Source organism: Brachybacterium paraconglomeratum (assembly GCF_039541415.1).
Lineage (GTDB): Bacteria > Actinomycetota > Actinomycetes > Actinomycetales > Dermabacteraceae > Brachybacterium > Brachybacterium paraconglomeratum_A.
This window is the reverse complement of sequence record NZ_BAABGE010000009.1, coordinates 45,387-62,531: the sequence shown is the minus strand read 5'-3', so window position 1 is coordinate 62,531 and position 17,145 is coordinate 45,387. Positions and strand designations below refer to the sequence as shown.

Annotated in this window: 15 protein-coding genes; 13 read left to right on the top strand and 2 right to left on the bottom strand. The window is 70.7% G+C overall.

Annotation, left to right across the window (positions count from 1 at the left end; genetic code table 11):
* Positions 1-2 precede the first annotated feature (2 nt).
* A complete protein-coding gene (locus ABD893_RS13990; protein ID WP_345081480.1) occupies positions 3-587 on the bottom strand; it encodes a dihydrofolate reductase family protein in 585 nt (194 codons plus the stop codon).
* A 231-nt stretch (positions 588-818) separates the two neighbouring features.
* Here ABD893_RS13990 and upp point away from each other — a divergent pair, with 231 nt between their 5' ends.
* The 9 genes from upp to ABD893_RS13945 all read left to right on the top strand — a co-directional run bounded on the left by upp (position 819) and on the right by ABD893_RS13945 (position 7,776).
* Positions 819-1,457 carry a uracil phosphoribosyltransferase gene (gene upp / locus ABD893_RS13985; protein WP_345081477.1) on the top strand — a complete coding sequence of 213 codons (639 nt, stop codon included), beginning with the start codon at positions 819-821 and terminating at the stop codon, positions 1,455-1,457.
* A gap of 167 nt (positions 1,458-1,624) precedes the next feature.
* Positions 1,625-1,927 (top strand): urease subunit gamma, encoded by a 303-nt coding sequence (locus ABD893_RS13980; RefSeq protein WP_345081474.1) that lies wholly within the window; start codon positions 1,625-1,627, stop codon positions 1,925-1,927.
* A 10-nt stretch (positions 1,928-1,937) separates the two neighbouring features.
* Positions 1,938-2,516 (top strand): urease subunit beta, encoded by a 579-nt coding sequence (locus ABD893_RS13975; RefSeq protein ID WP_345081471.1) that lies wholly within the window; start codon positions 1,938-1,940, stop codon positions 2,514-2,516.
* Entirely contained in the window at positions 2,509-4,218 is a 1,710-nt protein-coding gene (locus ABD893_RS13970; protein ID WP_345081468.1) for an urease subunit alpha, read from the top strand. The genes ABD893_RS13975 and ABD893_RS13970 overlap by 8 nt, the downstream gene beginning before the upstream one ends.
* Positions 4,219-4,220: 2 nt before the next feature.
* The gene (locus ABD893_RS13965; RefSeq protein ID WP_345081465.1) at positions 4,221-4,964 is read left to right on the top strand and encodes an urease accessory protein UreF; all 744 of its coding nucleotides are present in this window, start codon (positions 4,221-4,223) and stop codon (positions 4,962-4,964) included.
* Positions 4,939-5,844 carry an urease accessory protein UreD gene (locus ABD893_RS13960; RefSeq protein ID WP_345081462.1) on the top strand — a complete coding sequence of 302 codons (906 nt, stop codon included), beginning with the start codon at positions 4,939-4,941 and terminating at the stop codon, positions 5,842-5,844. Before ABD893_RS13965 ends, ABD893_RS13960 begins: the two co-directional genes overlap by 26 nt.
* Positions 5,845-5,897: 53 nt before the next feature.
* A complete protein-coding gene (ureG, locus tag ABD893_RS13955; protein WP_345081459.1) occupies positions 5,898-6,644 on the top strand; it encodes an urease accessory protein UreG in 747 nt (248 codons plus the stop codon).
* A gap of 74 nt (positions 6,645-6,718) precedes the next feature.
* Positions 6,719-6,844 (top strand): hypothetical protein, encoded by a 126-nt coding sequence (locus tag ABD893_RS13950; RefSeq protein ID WP_345081456.1) that lies wholly within the window; start codon positions 6,719-6,721, stop codon positions 6,842-6,844.
* Positions 6,845-7,014: 170 nt separating this feature from the next.
* Positions 7,015-7,776, top strand: coding sequence for a winged helix-turn-helix domain-containing protein (locus ABD893_RS13945; protein ID WP_345081454.1), 762 nt, complete (start codon positions 7,015-7,017; stop codon positions 7,774-7,776).
* Positions 7,777-8,619: 843 nt separating this feature from the next.
* Here the strand turns inward: ABD893_RS13945 and ABD893_RS13940 are convergent.
* The gene (locus ABD893_RS13940; protein ID WP_345081452.1) at positions 8,620-9,417 is read right to left on the bottom strand and encodes a protein phosphatase 2C domain-containing protein; all 798 of its coding nucleotides are present in this window, start codon (positions 9,415-9,417) and stop codon (positions 8,620-8,622) included.
* Positions 9,418-9,482: 65 nt separating this feature from the next.
* On the opposite strand from ABD893_RS13940, the gene ABD893_RS13935 reads away from it, so the two are divergent.
* The 4 genes from ABD893_RS13935 to ABD893_RS13920 all read left to right on the top strand — a co-directional run bounded on the left by ABD893_RS13935 (position 9,483) and on the right by ABD893_RS13920 (position 17,067).
* Positions 9,483-11,345, top strand: coding sequence for a MinD/ParA family ATP-binding protein (locus ABD893_RS13935; RefSeq protein WP_345081449.1), 1,863 nt, complete (start codon positions 9,483-9,485; stop codon positions 11,343-11,345).
* Positions 11,346-11,408: 63 nt separating this feature from the next.
* Positions 11,409-14,516: a DEAD/DEAH box helicase gene (locus tag ABD893_RS13930; protein ID WP_345081446.1), complete on the top strand. Its 3,108-nt coding sequence runs from the start codon at positions 11,409-11,411 to the stop codon at positions 14,514-14,516.
* Positions 14,513-15,397, top strand: coding sequence for an SWIM zinc finger family protein (locus ABD893_RS13925; RefSeq protein ID WP_345081443.1), 885 nt, complete (start codon positions 14,513-14,515; stop codon positions 15,395-15,397). Before ABD893_RS13930 ends, ABD893_RS13925 begins: the two co-directional genes overlap by 4 nt.
* A gap of 5 nt (positions 15,398-15,402) precedes the next feature.
* Complete coding sequence (locus tag ABD893_RS13920; RefSeq protein WP_345081440.1) at positions 15,403-17,067, top strand: serine hydrolase domain-containing protein; 1,665 nt, start codon at positions 15,403-15,405, stop codon at positions 17,065-17,067.
* Positions 17,068-17,145 lie beyond the last annotated feature (78 nt).

The following is a 17,145-nucleotide window of genomic DNA, read 5'->3' as shown; positions in this document are numbered from 1 at the left end:
GGTCATGCTCGCGGGCCGACGAGACGATAGCGGGCCTCGAGGAAGGGGCCGTTCGTGCCGTGCTCGAGCAGCTCCAGGTCGAAGCCGCCGTCCAGCAGCGGCTTTCCGGACCCGAGGGTCACCGGGGCGATCGAGACCAGCACCTCGTCGAGCAGCCCGGCACGCGCGAACTCGGCGGCCAGGCCTCCCCCGCCGACGATCCACACCGCACCGCCCCCCGCCGCGCCGGTCTTCGCTGCACTGCTCCGCGCGGCGGCCGCGATCTGCTCGTGATGCTCCTGCGGGCTGCCCGTGACGATGCTGACAGTCTCCGCGGCGGGTTCGAGATCATGATGGGAGAAGACGAAGGTCGGCCTGTCGTAGGGCCACCCGGCGGTGTCCGCGAACTGCTCGGCGGGATGGTCCAGGATCCACTGATAGGTGCTGCGTCCCATCACCAGCGCGCCCACGCGGGCGTAGAAGGCGTCATAGTCCAGCAGGCCCCCCTGCGCGAGAGGCTGCGAGAGCAGCCAGTCGAGGCCGTCGTGCTCATCGGCGAGGAACCCATCGAGGGTGGTGGCCGTGTAGTAGAGGTAGGCAGGAGTCATCGCACCAGTATCTCGGTACGACCGCGCCCTGGGCACCCCTGTCACTGCGGGATGTCCAGGGCTCGCTGCTTCCGCCGTGCGGGAAGGTGGCATGCAACCTCACTGCGATCGTCAGTGCTGCCCGGACCACGTGGAAGATTTCTTCCCCGACAGCCTCGAGGAGGCCTGACTCACCCGATCCGGGGCGGCGGAACGGGTGTGGGCGCTGCGGCCCTCCGGTAGATTCGCCCCATGCGCGTTCTCGAGATCGACCACCCCCTTGTCGCCCACAAGCTGTCGGTGCTGCGCAATCGCGCCACCCACTCCTCCGTGTTCCGGCAGCTCGCCGATGAGCTGGTGACCCTGCTGGCCTACGAGGCGACCCGCAACGTCGCCGTCGCACCGGCGGAGATCGAAACCCCGGTGACCACGATGACCGGCACCCGGCTCACCAACCCCAAGCCGATGGTGGTGCCGATCCTGCGCGCCGGCCTCGGCATGCTCGACGGCCTGACCCGCCTGCTGCCCACCGCCGAGGTGGGCTTCCTCGGCATGGTGCGCAATGACGAGACCCTCGAGGTCAGCACCTACGCGAACCGCCTGCCCGATGACCTCTCCGGCCGCCAGTGCTTCGTGCTGGACCCGATGCTCGCCACCGGCCACACCCTCATCGCCGCCTGCGAGTACCTCCACGAGCGCGGCGCCCGCGACATCACCTGCGTGACCCTGCTGTGCGCCCCCGAGGGGCTGAAGGCGATGGAAGCGGCGATCGACCCTTCGATCGACCTCACCATCGTCACCGCCGCCATCGACGAGAAGCTCGACGAGAACGGCTACATCGTGCCGGGCCTCGGCGACGCGGGCGACCGCCTCTTCGGCGTCGTCGACTGACCTCACCGCCCTCGCACCACCCCGCACCTCCAGCGCGCCCCCACCACCCGGTGGGGGCGCGCTGTGCGTATCGGCGCTCATTCCCATCTCCCCAGGTCCGCGCAATTGACCGGCTCCGCTCGGAGGGTCATGATGGCTGCCTGGAGTCCCGAGCAGCTGGAGGTCCGATGTTCCTGAGCGTCTACGAACAGGAACGACTCCTGGTCCATCTCGCCGGGAAGCTCGCCCTCGAGCGCAAGGAGCGCGGGCTCAAGCTCAATCTCCCCGAGGCGACCGCGCTGATCACCTCCTACCTCCTCGAGGGTGCGCGCGACGGCCAGTCCGTCTCCGATCTCATGGAGGGCGGGCGCTATGTGCTCGGTCGCGACGATGTCATGGAGGGCGTGCCGGAGATGCTCGCCCAGGTGCAGGTCGAGGCGACCTTCCCCGACGGGACCAAGCTCGTCACCGTCACCCATCCGGTGCAGTGAAGGAGTCGCGATGAGCAACGAGAAGCCCCCGCAGCATCCGGCGGACGTCCCGGCGATGGAGAAGAATCCCTTCGACAACCCGACCCTCGGTCCGGACAGCGCCCCCGAGCCGCCAGCCCACCCCTCGGACGACCCCGGCCGCGAGTACCCTGACCCCGCCGAGGCGACCGACGGCCATTCCGGCGTCGGTGCCCCGAGCGAACCGCGTCGTGCCGGATCCGGCAGCCGCCAGAGCCCGCGCCGCACCACCGACGACGCGGTGGACGCCCGCGTGCCCGTCATCCCCGGCGAGATCCTGCTGGCCGACGGACCGGTACTGATCAATGCCGGCAGCACACCGATCACGCTGCGCGTGGTCAACACCGCGGACCGTCCCATCCAGGTCGGCTCCCACTTCCACTTCGCCGAGACGAATCCCGCCCTCGACTTCGACCGCAAGGGCGCCTGGGGCAAGCGCTTGAACATCGTCTCCGGAGGGTCCGTGCGCTTCGAGCCCGGGGCCGAGGAGGACGTCCAACTGATCGACTTCCGCGGGGCGCGCATCGCGCTCGGCTTCCGCGGAGAAAGCGGAGGTCCGCTCGATGACTGAGGTCAGCCGTTACGAGTACGTCGCCAGCTACGGGCCCACCGTCGGGGATCGCATCCGCCTGGCCGACACCGACCTGGTGATCCAGGTCGAGAAGGACCATTACGTCGGCGGTGACGAAGCAGTGTTCGGCGGCGGCAAGTCGATCCGGGAGTCGATGCTGCAGTCCTCCCGCACTCGCGCCGAGGGCACCCCTGACCTGATCATCACCGGCGTAGTGATCCTGGACCACTGGGGGATCGTCAAGGCCGACGTCGGCGTCCGCGATGGTCGCTTCTGCGGGATCGGCAAGGCCGGCAACCCCGACGTGATGGACGGGGTCGACGAATCCCTCGTGATCGGCCCGTCCACCGAGGTCATGGCCGGCAACGGCATGATCATGACCGCCGGCGCGGTCGACACCCACGTCCACTTCGTCACCCCGGACCAGTTGAAGGTGGGCCTGAACGCGGGCGTCACCACCGTGATCGGCGGCGGCACCGGACCGGCCGAGGGCTCGAAGGCCGCGCTGGCCACCCCGGGCGCCTGGTGGCTTCAGAAGATGTTCCAGGGCCTGGATCCATGGCCGGTGAACTTCATGTTCCTGGGCCGCGGCAACGCCATGAACGACGAAGCGCTGCTGGAGCAGGTGCGCGCCGGCATGGGCGGTTTCAAGATCCATGAGGACTGGGGCGCGACCCCCGCTGTCATCGATCGGACACTGCAGATCGCCGACGCGACCGGCGTGCAGGTCGCGATCCACTCCGACACCCTCAACGAAGCCGGCTTCGTCGAGGACATGCTCGCCGCCGTGAAGGGCCGCACCTTCCATGCCTTCCACACCGAGGGCGCCGGCGGCGGCCACGCCCCGGACATCATCAAGGTCGCCAGCGAGCTGAACGTGCTGCCTGCCTCGACCAACCCCACCCGCCCGTACACCGTGAACACGGTGGACGAGCACCTGGACATGGTGATGGTCGCCCACCACCTGAACCCGCAGATCCCCAACGACCTCGCCTTCGCGCAGTCCCGGGTGCGGGCTGGCACCATCGCCGCCGAGGACGTCCTGCAGGACATGGGCGCCCTGTCGATCATGAGCTCGGACTCGCTCGCGATGGGCCGCATCGGCGAGACGATCATGCGCACCTGGCAGACCGCGCACCAGATGAAGCGCGTGCGCGGCGCGCTCGAGGGCGACACCACGGCCGACAACCACCGTGCTCGCCGGTACGTCGCGAAGTACACGATCGCACCGGCGGTCGCCCACGGCATCGATCAGCACGTCGGCTCGATCGAGGTGGGCAAGCTCGCGGACTTCGTGATGTGGCAGCCCGCGCTGTTCGGGGTGCGCCCCTCGTCCGTGTTCAAGGGCGGGATGGCAGCCGTCGCCGCGATCGGTGACCCCAATGCCTCGATCCCCACCCCGCAGCCTGTCTACGGGCGGCTCGGCTTCAATGCGCATACCAAGGCCGCCGGCGCCACCAGCCTCGCTTTCGTCTCCGAGCTCGCCATGGAGAACGACGTGGTGGAGCGGATGGGCGTGGAGCACCAGATCGTCCCGATCACCTCCACCCGCTCCGTCACCAAGGACGACCTGCCGCTGAACACGGCCCGGCCCCGGATCGACGTGGACCCCGACACCTACGCGGTGCGGATCGACGGAGAGCTCATCGAGCACGAACCAGCCGAGTTCGTCCCGATGGCTCAGCGGTACTTCCTGTTCTGACGATGCCCGCACCTCTTCCCGTCACCGCCCCGTCTCGCGCCGTTCCGACACGCACGGCCGCGCTGCTGCTGCTCGGCGACGGGCGCCTGCCCGCCGGCGGCTACGCGCACTCGGCCGGTATAGAGCAGGCGATCGCCCGCGGCTGGGTCCGCGACGCCGCCGATATCTCTGCCTACCTGCGGGGCCGGATCCACACCACCGGCCTGGTCAGCGCCTCTTTCGCGGCGGCTGCGCAGCATCGCACCGCGCTCGCACTCGCGATGGGGGATCTCGGCGGGCTGCGGGCGCAGCTCTCCGTGCTCGATCAGGAGCTGCTCGCCCGTACCCCCTCCCCCGCCCTGCGCCGGAATGGGCAGGAACTGGGGCGGATGCTGCTGCGTGCGATGCGCTCGATCGCCCCCACGCAGGCCCCGGTGCTCGACGCCGCAGGCCCCGTGCTGCAGCAGCCGATCGCCTATGGCGTGGTCGCCGCAGCCCTCGGGCTCAAGGCCCGTGATGCTGCGGGCGTGGTGCTCTACGACGCCGCCGCGACCCCCGCCGTCGCTGCGGTCAAGCTCATGAGCATCGACCCCTTCGCCACCCACCGCTGCCTCGCGGAGCTCGCCCCAGAGCTCGACGAGATCGCGGAGGTCGCCGCCGCGCACGCCACCTCCGCTCCGCAGGACCTGCCGTCTCTCGCGGCCCCGCTCACCGATATCGCCGCAGAACTGCACTCAGCTCATGACCAGCGCCTCTTCGCCTCCTGACGCCGCTGCCCCGCTGCCCGCCTTCGCCCAGGTGGCGCCGAGCCGGGAGCGCCGGCGCACCTCTCGCGGCTCCTTCCTGTGCCATGCCGTGATCGCCACCGAGCTACGAGCAGGGCGCACCGCGATCTCGCGCCTGCGCGCCGATACCCCGCTGTCCCCGCGGCCCACGATCGCCAGCGGCGAGGAGCCGTTCGTCCGCGGCGGGGACGCGGCCCGCATCCGGATGTCGGCAAGCGCGGCCGGTCCCGTCGGCGGCGACACCTACCTCCTGGACATCCACGTCGGCGCCGGCTCCACGCTGGTGCTGCGCGATGTCAGCGCGACGCTGGTGCTGCCCGGCCCCCATGGCGAGCCCTCCCGCTGGGTGACCCGGCTGCGGGTCGAGGACGGCGCGACCTGCCTCTGGATCCCCGAACCGGTGATCGCTGCCCGGAACTGCCACCATCAGCACACCATCGAGGCCGACCTCGCCGCAGGCGCCCGGCTGCTGCTGCGAGAGGAGCTGGTGCTGGGCCGTCACCGCGAGGATCCCGGCACGCTCTCCGCTCGGCTCGGCGTGCGGCGCGAGGGCGTGCCCGCGGTGATCCAGCAGATCGATCTCGGCCCGACTGCGGCGGGATCGCGCGCCCCGAGTGTGATCGGCGGGCATCGGGCAGTCGGCAACGTGGTCGTCGTCGATCCGGACGGCGCCCCGGGACCAGCCGCCGCCACCCCGGACGCCGGGAGCGCGGTGATGCGTCAGGATCCGTGCACCGTGCAGATCTCGGCCGTCGCCCCCGACGCCCCCACCCTGCGCCACCGGCTGGATGCCGGGATGGACCTGCTCGGCCCGCCCTGGGCGGCCGAGCGGCCACCCACCTGGAGCGCGGTGCCGCGATGACCGTCGCGGCGGCCGCTCCTTCCCACCGACCCCATCTATCACCTGGAGGAATCATGACCGTTGAGAGCACCACCCCCCGTCGCGCGCTGCGCCTGGGCGTCGCCGGACCCGTCGGCACCGGCAAGAGCTCCACGATCGCGAGCCTGTGCAGGACTCTTGCCGAGGAGTTCCGGATCGGCGTGATCACCAACGACATCTACACCGACGAGGACGCGCAGTTCCTGCGCGCCGAGGGCGTTCTGCCGGCGGAGCGGATCCGCGCCGTGGAGACCGGAGCCTGCCCGCACACGGCCATCCGTGACGACGTCACCATGAACCTGCTGGCCGTCGAGGACCTCGAGCGGGACTTCGACCCGCTGGATATCGTGCTGGTCGAGTCCGGAGGGGACAACCTCACCGCGACCTTCTCCCCCTCTCTCGTCGACGCCCAGCTGTTCGTGCTCGACGTCGCCGGCGGAGGCGACGTGGCGCGCAAGGGCGGTCCGGGGATCGGGCGCGCAGATCTGCTGGTGATCAACAAGGTCGATCTCGCCCCCTATGTCGATGTGGACGTCGACCGGATGCTCGCCGATGCCTCCGCCGCTCGCGAGGGCCGCGCCGTGCTGGGCGTCTCGCGCAAGCAGCCCGAGACGGTCCAGGCCCTCTCCGACTGGGTGCGGGAACTGCACACCGCCTTCACCGCGGGCGGGCACACCCCGCAGGATCCCGGCCCCATGGCACCGCATTTCCACGCCGATGAGGAAGGCGAAGGCGGATACACGCACTCCCACGAGGAGCCGGTGAGCGGTCACTCGCACTGAGCCGAGCTCCCTGCCGTGCCCCGTCGCTGTCCCAAGATATGAACACGCTCTTGCGCCTTGGGACGGGACGGGGCATGCTCCTGCTTATGACCTCGATCGCCGCAATCCGCGAGACCACCCGCCGGGTGGTCAGCTCCGCGATGCGCTCGATGATGTTCATGATGATGATGCCGATGATGCATCGTCAGCCGAGCCTCTAGAGCTCAAGACACCTCCAGGGTCGGCTGACAGGAGCCGGCCGGAAGGCGCGGGCTCCAGGTGCTACCGGGAGCACACCCCCTGAATGATCCGCCTGAGGGCGTTGATCTCCAGGGATCCCGGGTCCACCAGCCGCCGCGCTCACCGCGCCGCACCTCGGAGAACTCGCATCATGACCATCACCCTGGATCGCCCCACTCACCACACCGACTTCCGCTCCCCTGCCCCGCGCCCGCTGTACCGGGTCGGTGGCACCGCCCCGCGACCTCGGGCCACCGAGGATGCGGTCACCATCACCGTGTCCATCACCCTGCCCGCCGGCACCGGCGACGTCGAGACGGCACTGATCGCCGACGAGCTGCGCACCCGCGCTCAGCGCCTGGTCGCGGCCCGTGATGGGCGCACCACTGTCGCGGTGAACAGCCCGAACGCCTTCGCCGCGACCGGCCGCGCGACCTCCCGCACCCTGCCGCCGCGCAGCCAGGGAGTCGCCGCGGTCAGCCCGCTGCGTCCGCGCCGCACCGGCATCGTCTCCCCGAATGCGCCCGCCCGCCGGGATGCTGAGGCAGTGCGTCGGCGCACGCTGCAGGCCACCGCGGTCAGCCCGTCGAGCCCGTCCTCCGCGCCGGAGGACAGCCTGGTGATCGACCTGTTCGGCCGCCGGGTGCGGATCGACGGCCACGACGTGGACTTCACCTACAAGGAGTTCGAGCTGCTGGCCCAGCTCGCGCAGAACGCCCGACGCACGATCTCCCGCACGGAGCTCATGGAGACGGTCTGGGTCGAGGCTCCTGAGGAGACCGGCGAGCGCACGGTCGACGTGCATGTGCGCCGGGTGCGCACCAAGCTCGGCCGGTACCGCCGCCTGATCTCGACGGTCCGCGGAGCCGGCTACCGCCTCGACCCCGGCAGCGACGTCGCGATCCTCGGCTGAGCGACGTATTGCGAGGAACGAGCGATAGGAGCGCAGCCAGTCGGCAGGGCTGAGCGACGTATTGCGAGCTTGCGAGCGATAGGAGCGCAGCCAGTCGGCAGGGCTGAGCGACGTATTGCGAGCTTGCGAGCGATAGGAGCGACGCCACTCAGCACGGCTGAGCTCCGCCGGACGGTTTCGGTCGATTCTGAGCCAGATATGCACTGATCGTGGCTCGGAATCGACCGGGATCCGGGGTGAGCGCGACGACGGGCTGAGCGCCGACAGGCTGGACGCGGTGAAGAGATACGCGGCACAGGCGGGGCCTGGCGCAAAAAGCGACGAGCGGCCCGGAGCGCTCAACCGACAATGTCGGGGGCTCTCGGACCGCTCGTCAAGCCTGTCGTCCGTCAGGGGTGGGTGCGGGCGAACAGGCGGACGGGCTGCCAAATTGGGGGAACCTGGCATTGATGCCCGTCTGGCCGCTCCCCATGAGGGGGGTCTTGAGGAACGGCACATCTATAAAATTTTCAACGTCTTCCGACATTCGGAAGAGTATCAGCCGAAACCGGGGATGTGTGCCACCCCTGGCCTCCGGACAGGAGCCCTTCGCGGCGTCCCCGTCCTGCTCTTGAGTCTAGGCCCTCAACCCGACTCTGTAAACGCAGCAACTCTAAGCATTCATGCAGGTGACATGCAGGTTCGGCAAAGGTATTCCTCGGTGCTGCGCAGTTCAAGAAATCGTCACGAATCGGGCAAATCACCAGGTCGCGGGGCTGCCTTCGAGTCCTTGCCCTGTGCTGTGGGCCATGGAGCCCGGGCCCGACCCTTCGGTCGGCACCCGGGGAGTTCCCAGCCTCCGGATCATCCTCTGGGTCCGGTCAGGAGAGGCCCGGTCAGCAAAGGTGTGGAGCGCGCGAGCCGCAGTGTGAGGACGGTCGCATCATCGTGCAGCTTCCGGGGACGGCGAGCCTGAGGCATAGCGTCCTCCGCGGTGCGCAGCTGGCGCAGCAGCGCCTGTGGATCCCGCGTCAGGGACGCAGCGAGTGAGGCGTCATCGTGCAGGCCGAGCAGATCCACGGCGCGGGTGATTCCGTCGGAGACCAGGTGCGCCCGCTCCCACCGTGCGAGCGGCGTGGCCCCCACGATCGCCTCGTCGGCCGCCTCGGGTTCGTGTCGAGCGACCCAGAAGCCTCCCGGCGTGTTGCGTCGCGCCTCGATCGCCTCTGCGGTGCGTTCGCTGCGCACCACCTCATCGATCCTGGTGTCCGTCACCCGCACCACGTCGCCCTTGCCGCCGTGGAGCAGCAGCGAGGAATCGCAGAGCACCAGATGCTCCAGCTGCTCCTCGGTGCAACGCACCACGACCACGGTTGCGGAGGGCCCGCCCTGCTCGAGATCGCACGTGCTCTGGTGCAGGGCGCGAACGTCCTCGATGGCAGCAGCCAGCGCGGCCCGGAGCGGAACTGTCGGGTCCTGGGCACGGCCGAGCAGATGCGCGGCCAGCACATGGGAGAACCAGCTCACCGAATGGTGGCAGCCGGCCCGGAAGCGCCCCGGCACCCCGGCGCCGTCGAGCAGCACCGCGACCTCGCCGAGCACGCCCGCGGCGTCCTCATCGCTCCCGGGGACGGCAGGGTCACTGAGCATTGTGGTGTGCACGCCGCCACTGTAGGTGGGTCATAGCAGGAGCGCCTGGCCCAGCGCCCGTAGAGTGGCCTCGGACCATGCCGCCCGTCCTCGGACGCGGCGGCGCTCAGTACGCGGAAGGAACCCAGATGATCGCGCAGGCGCGGATCACCTCCGACACGACTGCCACCGTGCATCTTGCCGAGGAGACGCTCGAGGTCTCCGGCGCTGATCTCCCGGAGATCCGCGACCGGGTGAAGCAGGCCTTCATCACCTCCGCGAAGGCCACCGGGCAGGACATCGACGTGGTGATCGTCGAGCCGGACGTTCGTCATCACCTGCTGGTGGAGCCCACGGGGAGGATCACCGGCCGTGAGGCGGACGACCGCCCGCTGTACGGCCCCGGGATCGACGACCCGCTGCTCGCACCGCCCACCGACGACACTGCGGACCTCAGCAGCATCGACCAGGCGGCGCTGCGCGGCCCTGCCACCGGTGAGCATGCCGCGATCGGCTCGCCCGCCACCGGGGAGCTGCCCACCGTGCGCCCGCACGGAGCCCGCCGCCGTCGGGCCGCAGCGATGCCGCCCTCGACCTTGCCCGCTGCGCAGAACGGTGCCGGCTTGTCGGGCGCCTCCGCCACGTCAGGGTCATCCGCGACGCACACCGCCTCCGGATCATCGGCCGGATCTGCGCCGTCGGCAGGCTCTGCCTCGTCGGCCGCGTCCGCCCCATCGGCTGTCTCCGCGTCCTCGGCGTCGTCAGCTGCGTCCGCCCCGTCGGCTGACTCTGCATCCTCAGCGTCGTCGGCGCGCTCCGTCTCCTCTCCTCCGTCGGCGCTGTCAGCCTCGTCGGCTCCGTCAGCCTCGTCGGCTCCGTCAGCCCCATCGGCTCCGTCGGGCTCCTCGGCGTCGCGTGCCCCGGCGGCATCGCTCGCTCCGTCCACGGCATCCGCGCCGCGGGTCTCGCGGGAGACTGACCAGAAGCGCCCGTTGCCTGCACGGACCGTCCCGGAGAAGGATTCCCGCCGACCCACTCTGCAGGATCTGCAGTCCTCGACCTCCAAGCGCGAGAAGGTCAAAGCCACCCGCGGGGTGCCTGGCTTCATCACCCGTCTGACCGGTGGTGCGATCTCCCCGAGGCCGAATCGGCGTGAGCGGATGGAGACCGAGCGTCTGGAACGGATCCGTCGGCCGCTCGAAGGCCCGCGCAATATTGCGGTGGTGAACCTCAAGGGCGGCGCCCACAAGACCACCGCCTCCCTGATGATCGCGGCGACCCTCGGCGTCACCCGCGGCGGAAACGTGCTGGCCTGGGACAACAACGAGACCCGCGGCACGCTGGGCTGGCGAGGCGTCCCCACGGACCACCACCGCACCGCAGTGGACCTGCTCCACGACATCGAGAAGCTGCGCGCCCCGGCGGCGAGCAACGCGGACCTCGACCCCTATGTGCGTCCCCAGGGCGAGATGCGTTTCGACATCCTCGCCTCCGATGAGGACCCGGGCTCCGCCGCGTCGATCGACGAACATGCCTTCGCCGACCTCAACGACGCCCTCTCCCGGTTCTACCGGATCAAGGTCATCGACACCGGCAACAACGTACGCGCCTCCAACTGGCTCGCCGCGGTCAAGAGCGCGGATCAGCTGGTCATCGTCTCGACCGTGCGCGAGGACACCTTCAACGCCGCGGCCTGGATGATCGACGAGCTGCGCGCGACGGGCCTCGCCGAGCAGGTCGACCATGCGGTCACGATCCTGTCCCACTCCTCCAAGGGGAAGTTCGACCCCACCCTGCGCAGCCGCCTGCTCGCCCACTTCGGCGCCCACACCCGCGCGGTCACCGAAGTGCCCTACGAGCAGCAGTTCGTGGACGGCTCCCATCTGGACTGGGCCCGGGTCTCCCCCAAGACGAAGGAAGCCTGGCTCGACGCAACGGCGCTGATCATCGACGGGCTCTGAGCGTTCATCCACAATCGGGCGCCCAGCCCGGCGTCTGTCCGTCCTGCCGCATAGTCTGAGGTCATGCCTGTCCGCCGCCTGCACCTCGTCGTCGATGACGACCTGGGTCCTGCGCTGTGGGTGCGTGAACAGACCGGACCGGGGCGATCGCGTGCGCTCGAGGACCTCTCCGCCCTGCGCGGCGAGGCTCCGCCGGTGATCGCCGAGGCCCTGAGCGATGCCCCCGACCAGCTGCGGCATCGGGTGCGGATCCCCGGCCGTGACGGCGACCGCCGGGTGCCCGCCCTCGCGCTCGACGGTGCGGCGCTGACCGCGCTGGTGGGCGGGGCGACCACGCTGCTCGAGGAACGGTTCGGAGAGGACTTCACTGACCACCTCGCCGCTCTGATCAGCGACGGCGCCGCGGCGCGGCTCGGGGACGAGCTGATCGCGATGCCCGATCTGGTGGCCGCGATCGTGCTGGATCTGCGGGCCCAGGCCCTGGTGGAGCAGCGCCATCTGCGGGCTCGGGCCGTGGAGCGGTATGGGCGTCCGCTGATGCAGTGGCGCGCCCCCGAGAGCGATGCACCCCGGATGCTGCACGCCCTGGTGGATGGGCATGCCCGGCATGCCTTCGCCGCGCACCTTCGCCGCGCCGCGCCCCCGGCCGCGGACGGGTACGGGGTGCTGTGGGCTCTGGCCGACGAGGGAGAGCTGCGCGCCGACCTGCCCACCCAGCGCCGGATCACCGCCGCCTTCGACGCCCTCGTGGACTCCGGCCGTCCCGGAGTGAAGCTCGGCTCCGGGGACAGTGAGCTGGTGGTGCGCCTGTTCGAGCCGCCGCTGGGGACGGCCTGGCCGCTGCAGACCTGCCTGCGGGAGCCTGACGGGACCGTGCATCCGGTCGCCGATCTGCGTGCGGTGGGAGATCTGAGCACCTCCGGCGCCGCCGAGGCGTCCGCCGCGGTGATGCGCCTGGCCCCCACCGTGCGCGGCGCCGCAGTCGACGAGACCGGGGTGGACTGGCTGCTGACCACCGCCGAAGCCTCGGCGTTCCTCTCCCGTGACACCCCCGCCCTCGAGGAGGCCGGGGTGACGGTGCTGCTGCCGCGTGACTGGACGAAGCAGAAGACCACGCTGCGCCCGCAGGAGGTCGAGGAGGAACCCGGCGAGCGCAAGGGTTCCGGAGTGGGCCTGGGGGCGATGGCCTCCTTCCGCTGGCGGGTCGCCGTGGGTGAGACTGAGCTGACCGAGGAGGAGATGGACACGATCCGGGAGGCGCAGTCCGAGCTGGTGCAGCTGCGCGGCCAGTGGGTGCGGCTGGACGCGACCACCCTGCGCGCCGCGGAGAAGTTCCTCGACGCCTTCGGGGCCCGCACCCGCGAGACGCGGAAGCAGGTGGTCCCGCCACGGGTCCGCGGCGACCACGGTGCCGCAGCGCTGCCACCCATCCCGGAGCCGGCCGAGGTCACCGGACGCGCCCCCTGGATCGAGATGTTCTCTCTGATCCTCTCCCCCGACGCGGCGGACGTCGATTTCGGGGTCTCCGCACTGGTCTCCGGGGGCAGCCAGGGTCTGGCCCGGCTGCTGCCGGGCGGAGGCGGCGCGGCGCACTATCCCCAGCCGCGCTCGTTGCGGGCCACGCTGCGGCTCTACCAGCTCGACGGCCTGAACTGGCTGTGGGCCCTGGACCAGCAGGGTCTGGGCGGGATCCTCGCCGACGACATGGGCCTCGGCAAGACGATGCAGGTGCTAGCCCTGCTGTGCCGGGAGCGGGAAGGGCTGCCCGGTCAGGCGACCTCCCCGGCCGCGGGCACCCAGCCGGAGGGGAGCGAGGCTGAGGGGATCCTCTCCGCAGGTCCCCGATCCGCAAGCCCCCACTCGCCGGGCCCCACTCTGCTGGTGTGCCCGATGTCCGTGGTCGGGGCTTGGCAGCGTGAGGCCGCGACGTTCGCGCCGCAGCTGAAGGTGCATGTCCATCACGGCGGCAACCGGCTGCGGGATGAGGCGTTCGTGAAAGGCGCGGCGGACCTCGACCTGGTGGTCACCACCTATGCACTGCTCGCCCGCGACCTGCGGGTGCTCTCTGCCGTGCCCTGGCACCGCCTGGTGTTCGACGAGGCCCAGCACGTCAAGACCCCCGCCACCCAGGTCACCCGGGCGGCTCGCTCCCTGCAGGCCCCGCACCGGCTGGCGCTGACCGGCACCCCGGTCGAGAACCGGCTGGCGGACCTCCACTCCCTGATGGAAGTGGTGAACCCTGGGCTGCTGGGCAGCGCGAAGAGCTTCCAGGACCGTGTCGCCACCCCGATCGAGGAGGACGGGGACGGTGCCGCGATCAGCCGGCTCAAGCTCGTCACCTCCCCGTTCATCCAGCGACGACTCAAGACGGACCGCTCGATCATCAAGGACCTGCCGGACAAGATCGAGCTGACACGAGTGGTGAACCTGACCCCGGAGCAGGCCGGGCTCTACGAGGCGATCGTGCAGGACCTGATGGTCCAGATCGACGGCGCCGAGGAGAAGAACCGCCGCACCCTGGTCGTCTCCGCGATCACCCGCCTCAAGCAGGTCTGCAACCACCCCACCCACTATCTCGGGGACGGATCCCCGCTGGTGCGCGAGGGGGAGCATCGCTCGGGCAAGCTGGAGCTGGTGGATGACCTGCTCGGTGCCGCCTTCGAGAAGGGCGAGAAGGCACTGCTTTTCACCCAGTTCACGACCTTCGGGCATCTGCTGGTGCCCTACTGGGAGGAGAAGTTCGCGGAACTGGGAGTCTCGTCCGTACCGTTCCTCCACGGCGGGGTCTCCAAACGGGACCGCGATCAGATGGTCGCCGAGTTCCAGGAGCATCGGGACCGACCCGGGCTGATGCTGCTGAGCCTCCGCGCCGGCGGCACCGGGCTCACCCTCACCGCCGCGAACCACGTGGTGCACCTGGACCGCTGGTGGAATCCCGCCGTGGAGAACCAGGCCACCGACCGCGCCTTCCGCATCGGCCAGCGCCGCGATGTGACCGTGAGCAAGCTGGTCAGCGCTGGCACCGTCGAGGAGAAGATCGACACCGTGCTCCAGGACAAGCAGTCCCTCGCGGATCTCACCGTCGGCCCCGGTGAGGACTGGCTGGCCTCCCTCGATGATGATCGCCTGTTCGACCTGCTCTCTCTCGACGATGAGGAGGACGGGCTATGAGCATCGAGCTGGCCTCCCGCCGCGGGCCCATCGGGAAGGGCTGGCACGCCGTCGCCCTGCGCGAAGCGGGCGAGGATCTTCTGGGGTCGGCACGGGTGGGCCGAGGGAAGGCCGACGCCCGCGCCGGGAGGGTGCAGTGGCTGGATGTCGCGGAGGGAGTCGCGCGCGGGGACGTCCTGGACGCCGACGGCGAGCTGTACCAGGCACGCCTCGAGCTGCCCGCCTTCCGAGATGGTGACCGTCAGGCGTTCCTGCAGGTCGCTCGGGCTCGACCCGAGTTGCCAGCCCGGATGGCCGGGGGGAACTACCCTCACGAAGTCGAGGCAGAGCTGGCCCGATCCGAGATGTCGCTGCTGCCGCGGAGCGGCGCCGAGCTCACTCACGACTGTTCCTGTCTGGACTGGCCCGGGCCCTGCCGGCATGTGGCCGCGCTGCTGTATGTGCTGGTCGAAGCGGTCGATGAGCGCCCGGTGCTGCTGCTGACCCTGCGCGGGCTGACCCTCGAAGACCTGGTGGCACCGGTGGCGCCGGTTGCCTCCCGCGGGCCGACGGGGACTGCCGGTGGCACGGGCGTGCCCGGCGAGCAGCGCCACTCCGACGGGGCAGAGCATTCTGGCGGAACAGAGCACTCCGGCGGGGCAGGAGCCTCCGCCGGGACGGGAGCCGACGGCGCGACAGGGCCCGCCGGTGAGCCTGGCCGCTCCGGGGAGGACGCGCCCGGCGGCACTCACGGCGCGGCAGAGGCAGCCCCGCAGCCTCCCTTCGACCCGGCACGGACGGACCCCTCGCGCCTGGCCGAGATGCTCGGCGAGGAGGTCGCGGCCATGATCCACAGCTTCTACACCAGCGCCGATCCCACCCCGCCTCAGCCTCTAGAGTGAGAGCCATGCCCGAGACCAGCCATCGCTTCCCTGCTCTGCCCGATGCCGTGATCACCGCCGTCACCGCACTGTTCGACGATTCCGTTGCCCAGCACCGCATGGCCGGGGTGACCTGGGCGATCATCGGAGGCCACGACCATCAGCAGGCGGTGCTCGCCGCGGGCGCCGCCGGATCGCGGGAGCTCGACGGCGGCGTGCAGGCCGCGGGTTCAGGGCCGATGGATCGCGGCACCGTCTCCCGCATCGCCTCGATGACGAAGTCCTTCACCGCTGCGACCATCCTCGCGCTGCGGGACGAGGGCCAGTTGCGCCTGGACGATCCCGTCTCCACCTATGTCCCTGAAGCCACCGGGGCCTTCGACCTCGCCGCCGATGAGCGTGAGCCCACCCTGCGTCAGCTGCTCACCATGAGCGCCGGGCTCGTGACCGACAACCCCTGGGGCGACCGGCAGCAGGCGATGAGCCAGGAGGCGTTCGCTGCGACGTTGCGCGGAGGCCTGGGCCACGTCCACCCCGTCGGCACCGGATTCGAGTACTCCAACACCGGCTACGCACTGCTGGGTCGCGTGATCGACGAGGTCACGGGCAGCGACTTCGCGAGCGAGATCCGGCGCCGCTTCCTCGACCCGCTGGGGATGACGGCCAGCGGCTGGTCCGATCGGGAGATCGACACCGCGTACCTCGCAACCGGTCACCGCCTCGCCGATCGCACGGACGCCAGCCGCTTCGAGCCGGTGCCGCTGGACGAGCACGGCGTGTACGGGGCGATGGCCGGACTGTTCTCCACCGTCGACGACATCGCGGCCTGGGTGCGCTTCCTCGCCGCGGCCGACGCCCCCTACGCGGCGCAGCGCGAGGCCGGCCCGCTGGCCACCGCCTCCCGGCGCGAGATGCAGCAGCTGCACCGCCACCACGCCCTCGCGGCGCTGCCCGCCGGCCCTGCAGGCTCGGTCGGCCCTGCTGGCTCCGTCGGCTCCACCAGCGCCGCCGGCTCCGCTGCCCCGGGTGGCTCCGCTGCCGCCGGTGGCTCCGCCGCCGGATCCGCCGATCAGGGCGACTCGCGCAGCGTCTCTCCCGGCTTCGACCGGGTGCGTGGCTACGGTTTCGGCCTGGTCATCGAGCACTTCCCGGACCTCGGTCAGGTCATCTCCCACTCGGGCGGCTATCCCGGCTACGGCTCCTTCATGGTCTGGCACCGTGACTCTGGAGTGGGGGTGGTGGCGCTCGCGAATTCGAAGTACGCCCCGGCGACTCCGCTGTCGATGCAAGCGCTGCGCCTGCTCCAGCAGCAGATCCCCGGGCTGTTGGCCCGGCGCCCGGTGCAGGCTGCGGCCCGCACCCTCGAGGCGGCCGACGCGGCACTTCAGTGGCTTCGCACCGACGATGATTCCGTGGCCGAGGCCTGGTTCGCGGACAACATGGACCTCGACGTGCCGCGCGCCGAACGTCGGCGCCGCCTCACCGCCGCACTCGCAGCGTCCGGAGTCGAGGCCGAGGCTCTCGGTCAGCTCCGGGCCCAGGATGCCCAGGTCCTCAGCCGTGCCCAGCTGCGCTGGACGGTGCCCGGCCCCGGCGACGGCGCACCGTCGCTGCGGATCGACCTGCTGATGGATCCCCGCCGCGGAGCCCTGCTGCAGTCGCTGGACACCATCGCCGTCGCTGCGCGCTGACGCCGGCCCCTCCAGCCCCGGCCGCGGCCAGCTCCAGCTCCAGCTCCAGCCCCAGCCCCAGCCCCAGGCCCGGCCCCA

Excerpts from the sequence above, each read along its gene's own strand:
- ABD893_RS13990 (WP_345081480.1), bottom strand. The coding sequence starts at position 587 with ATGACTCCTGCCTACCTCTACTACACGGCCACCACCCTCGATGGGTTC.
- upp (WP_345081477.1), top strand. The coding sequence starts at position 819 with ATGCGCGTTCTCGAGATCGACCACCCCCTTGTCGCCCACAAGCTGTCG.
- ABD893_RS13980 (WP_345081474.1), top strand. The coding sequence starts at position 1,625 with ATGTTCCTGAGCGTCTACGAACAGGAACGACTCCTGGTCCATCTCGCC.
- ABD893_RS13975 (WP_345081471.1), top strand. The coding sequence starts at position 1,938 with ATGAGCAACGAGAAGCCCCCGCAGCATCCGGCGGACGTCCCGGCGATG.
- ABD893_RS13970 (WP_345081468.1), top strand. The coding sequence starts at position 2,509 with ATGACTGAGGTCAGCCGTTACGAGTACGTCGCCAGCTACGGGCCCACC.
- ABD893_RS13965 (WP_345081465.1), top strand. The coding sequence starts at position 4,221 with ATGCCCGCACCTCTTCCCGTCACCGCCCCGTCTCGCGCCGTTCCGACA.
- ABD893_RS13960 (WP_345081462.1), top strand. The coding sequence starts at position 4,939 with ATGACCAGCGCCTCTTCGCCTCCTGACGCCGCTGCCCCGCTGCCCGCC.
- ureG (WP_345081459.1), top strand. The coding sequence starts at position 5,898 with ATGACCGTTGAGAGCACCACCCCCCGTCGCGCGCTGCGCCTGGGCGTC.
- ABD893_RS13950 (WP_345081456.1), top strand. The coding sequence starts at position 6,719 with ATGCTCCTGCTTATGACCTCGATCGCCGCAATCCGCGAGACCACCCGC.
- ABD893_RS13945 (WP_345081454.1), top strand. The coding sequence starts at position 7,015 with ATGACCATCACCCTGGATCGCCCCACTCACCACACCGACTTCCGCTCC.
- ABD893_RS13935 (WP_345081449.1), top strand. The coding sequence starts at position 9,483 with ATGCCGCCCGTCCTCGGACGCGGCGGCGCTCAGTACGCGGAAGGAACC.
- ABD893_RS13930 (WP_345081446.1), top strand. The coding sequence starts at position 11,409 with ATGCCTGTCCGCCGCCTGCACCTCGTCGTCGATGACGACCTGGGTCCT.
- ABD893_RS13925 (WP_345081443.1), top strand. The coding sequence starts at position 14,513 with ATGAGCATCGAGCTGGCCTCCCGCCGCGGGCCCATCGGGAAGGGCTGG.
- ABD893_RS13920 (WP_345081440.1), top strand. The coding sequence starts at position 15,403 with ATGCCCGAGACCAGCCATCGCTTCCCTGCTCTGCCCGATGCCGTGATC.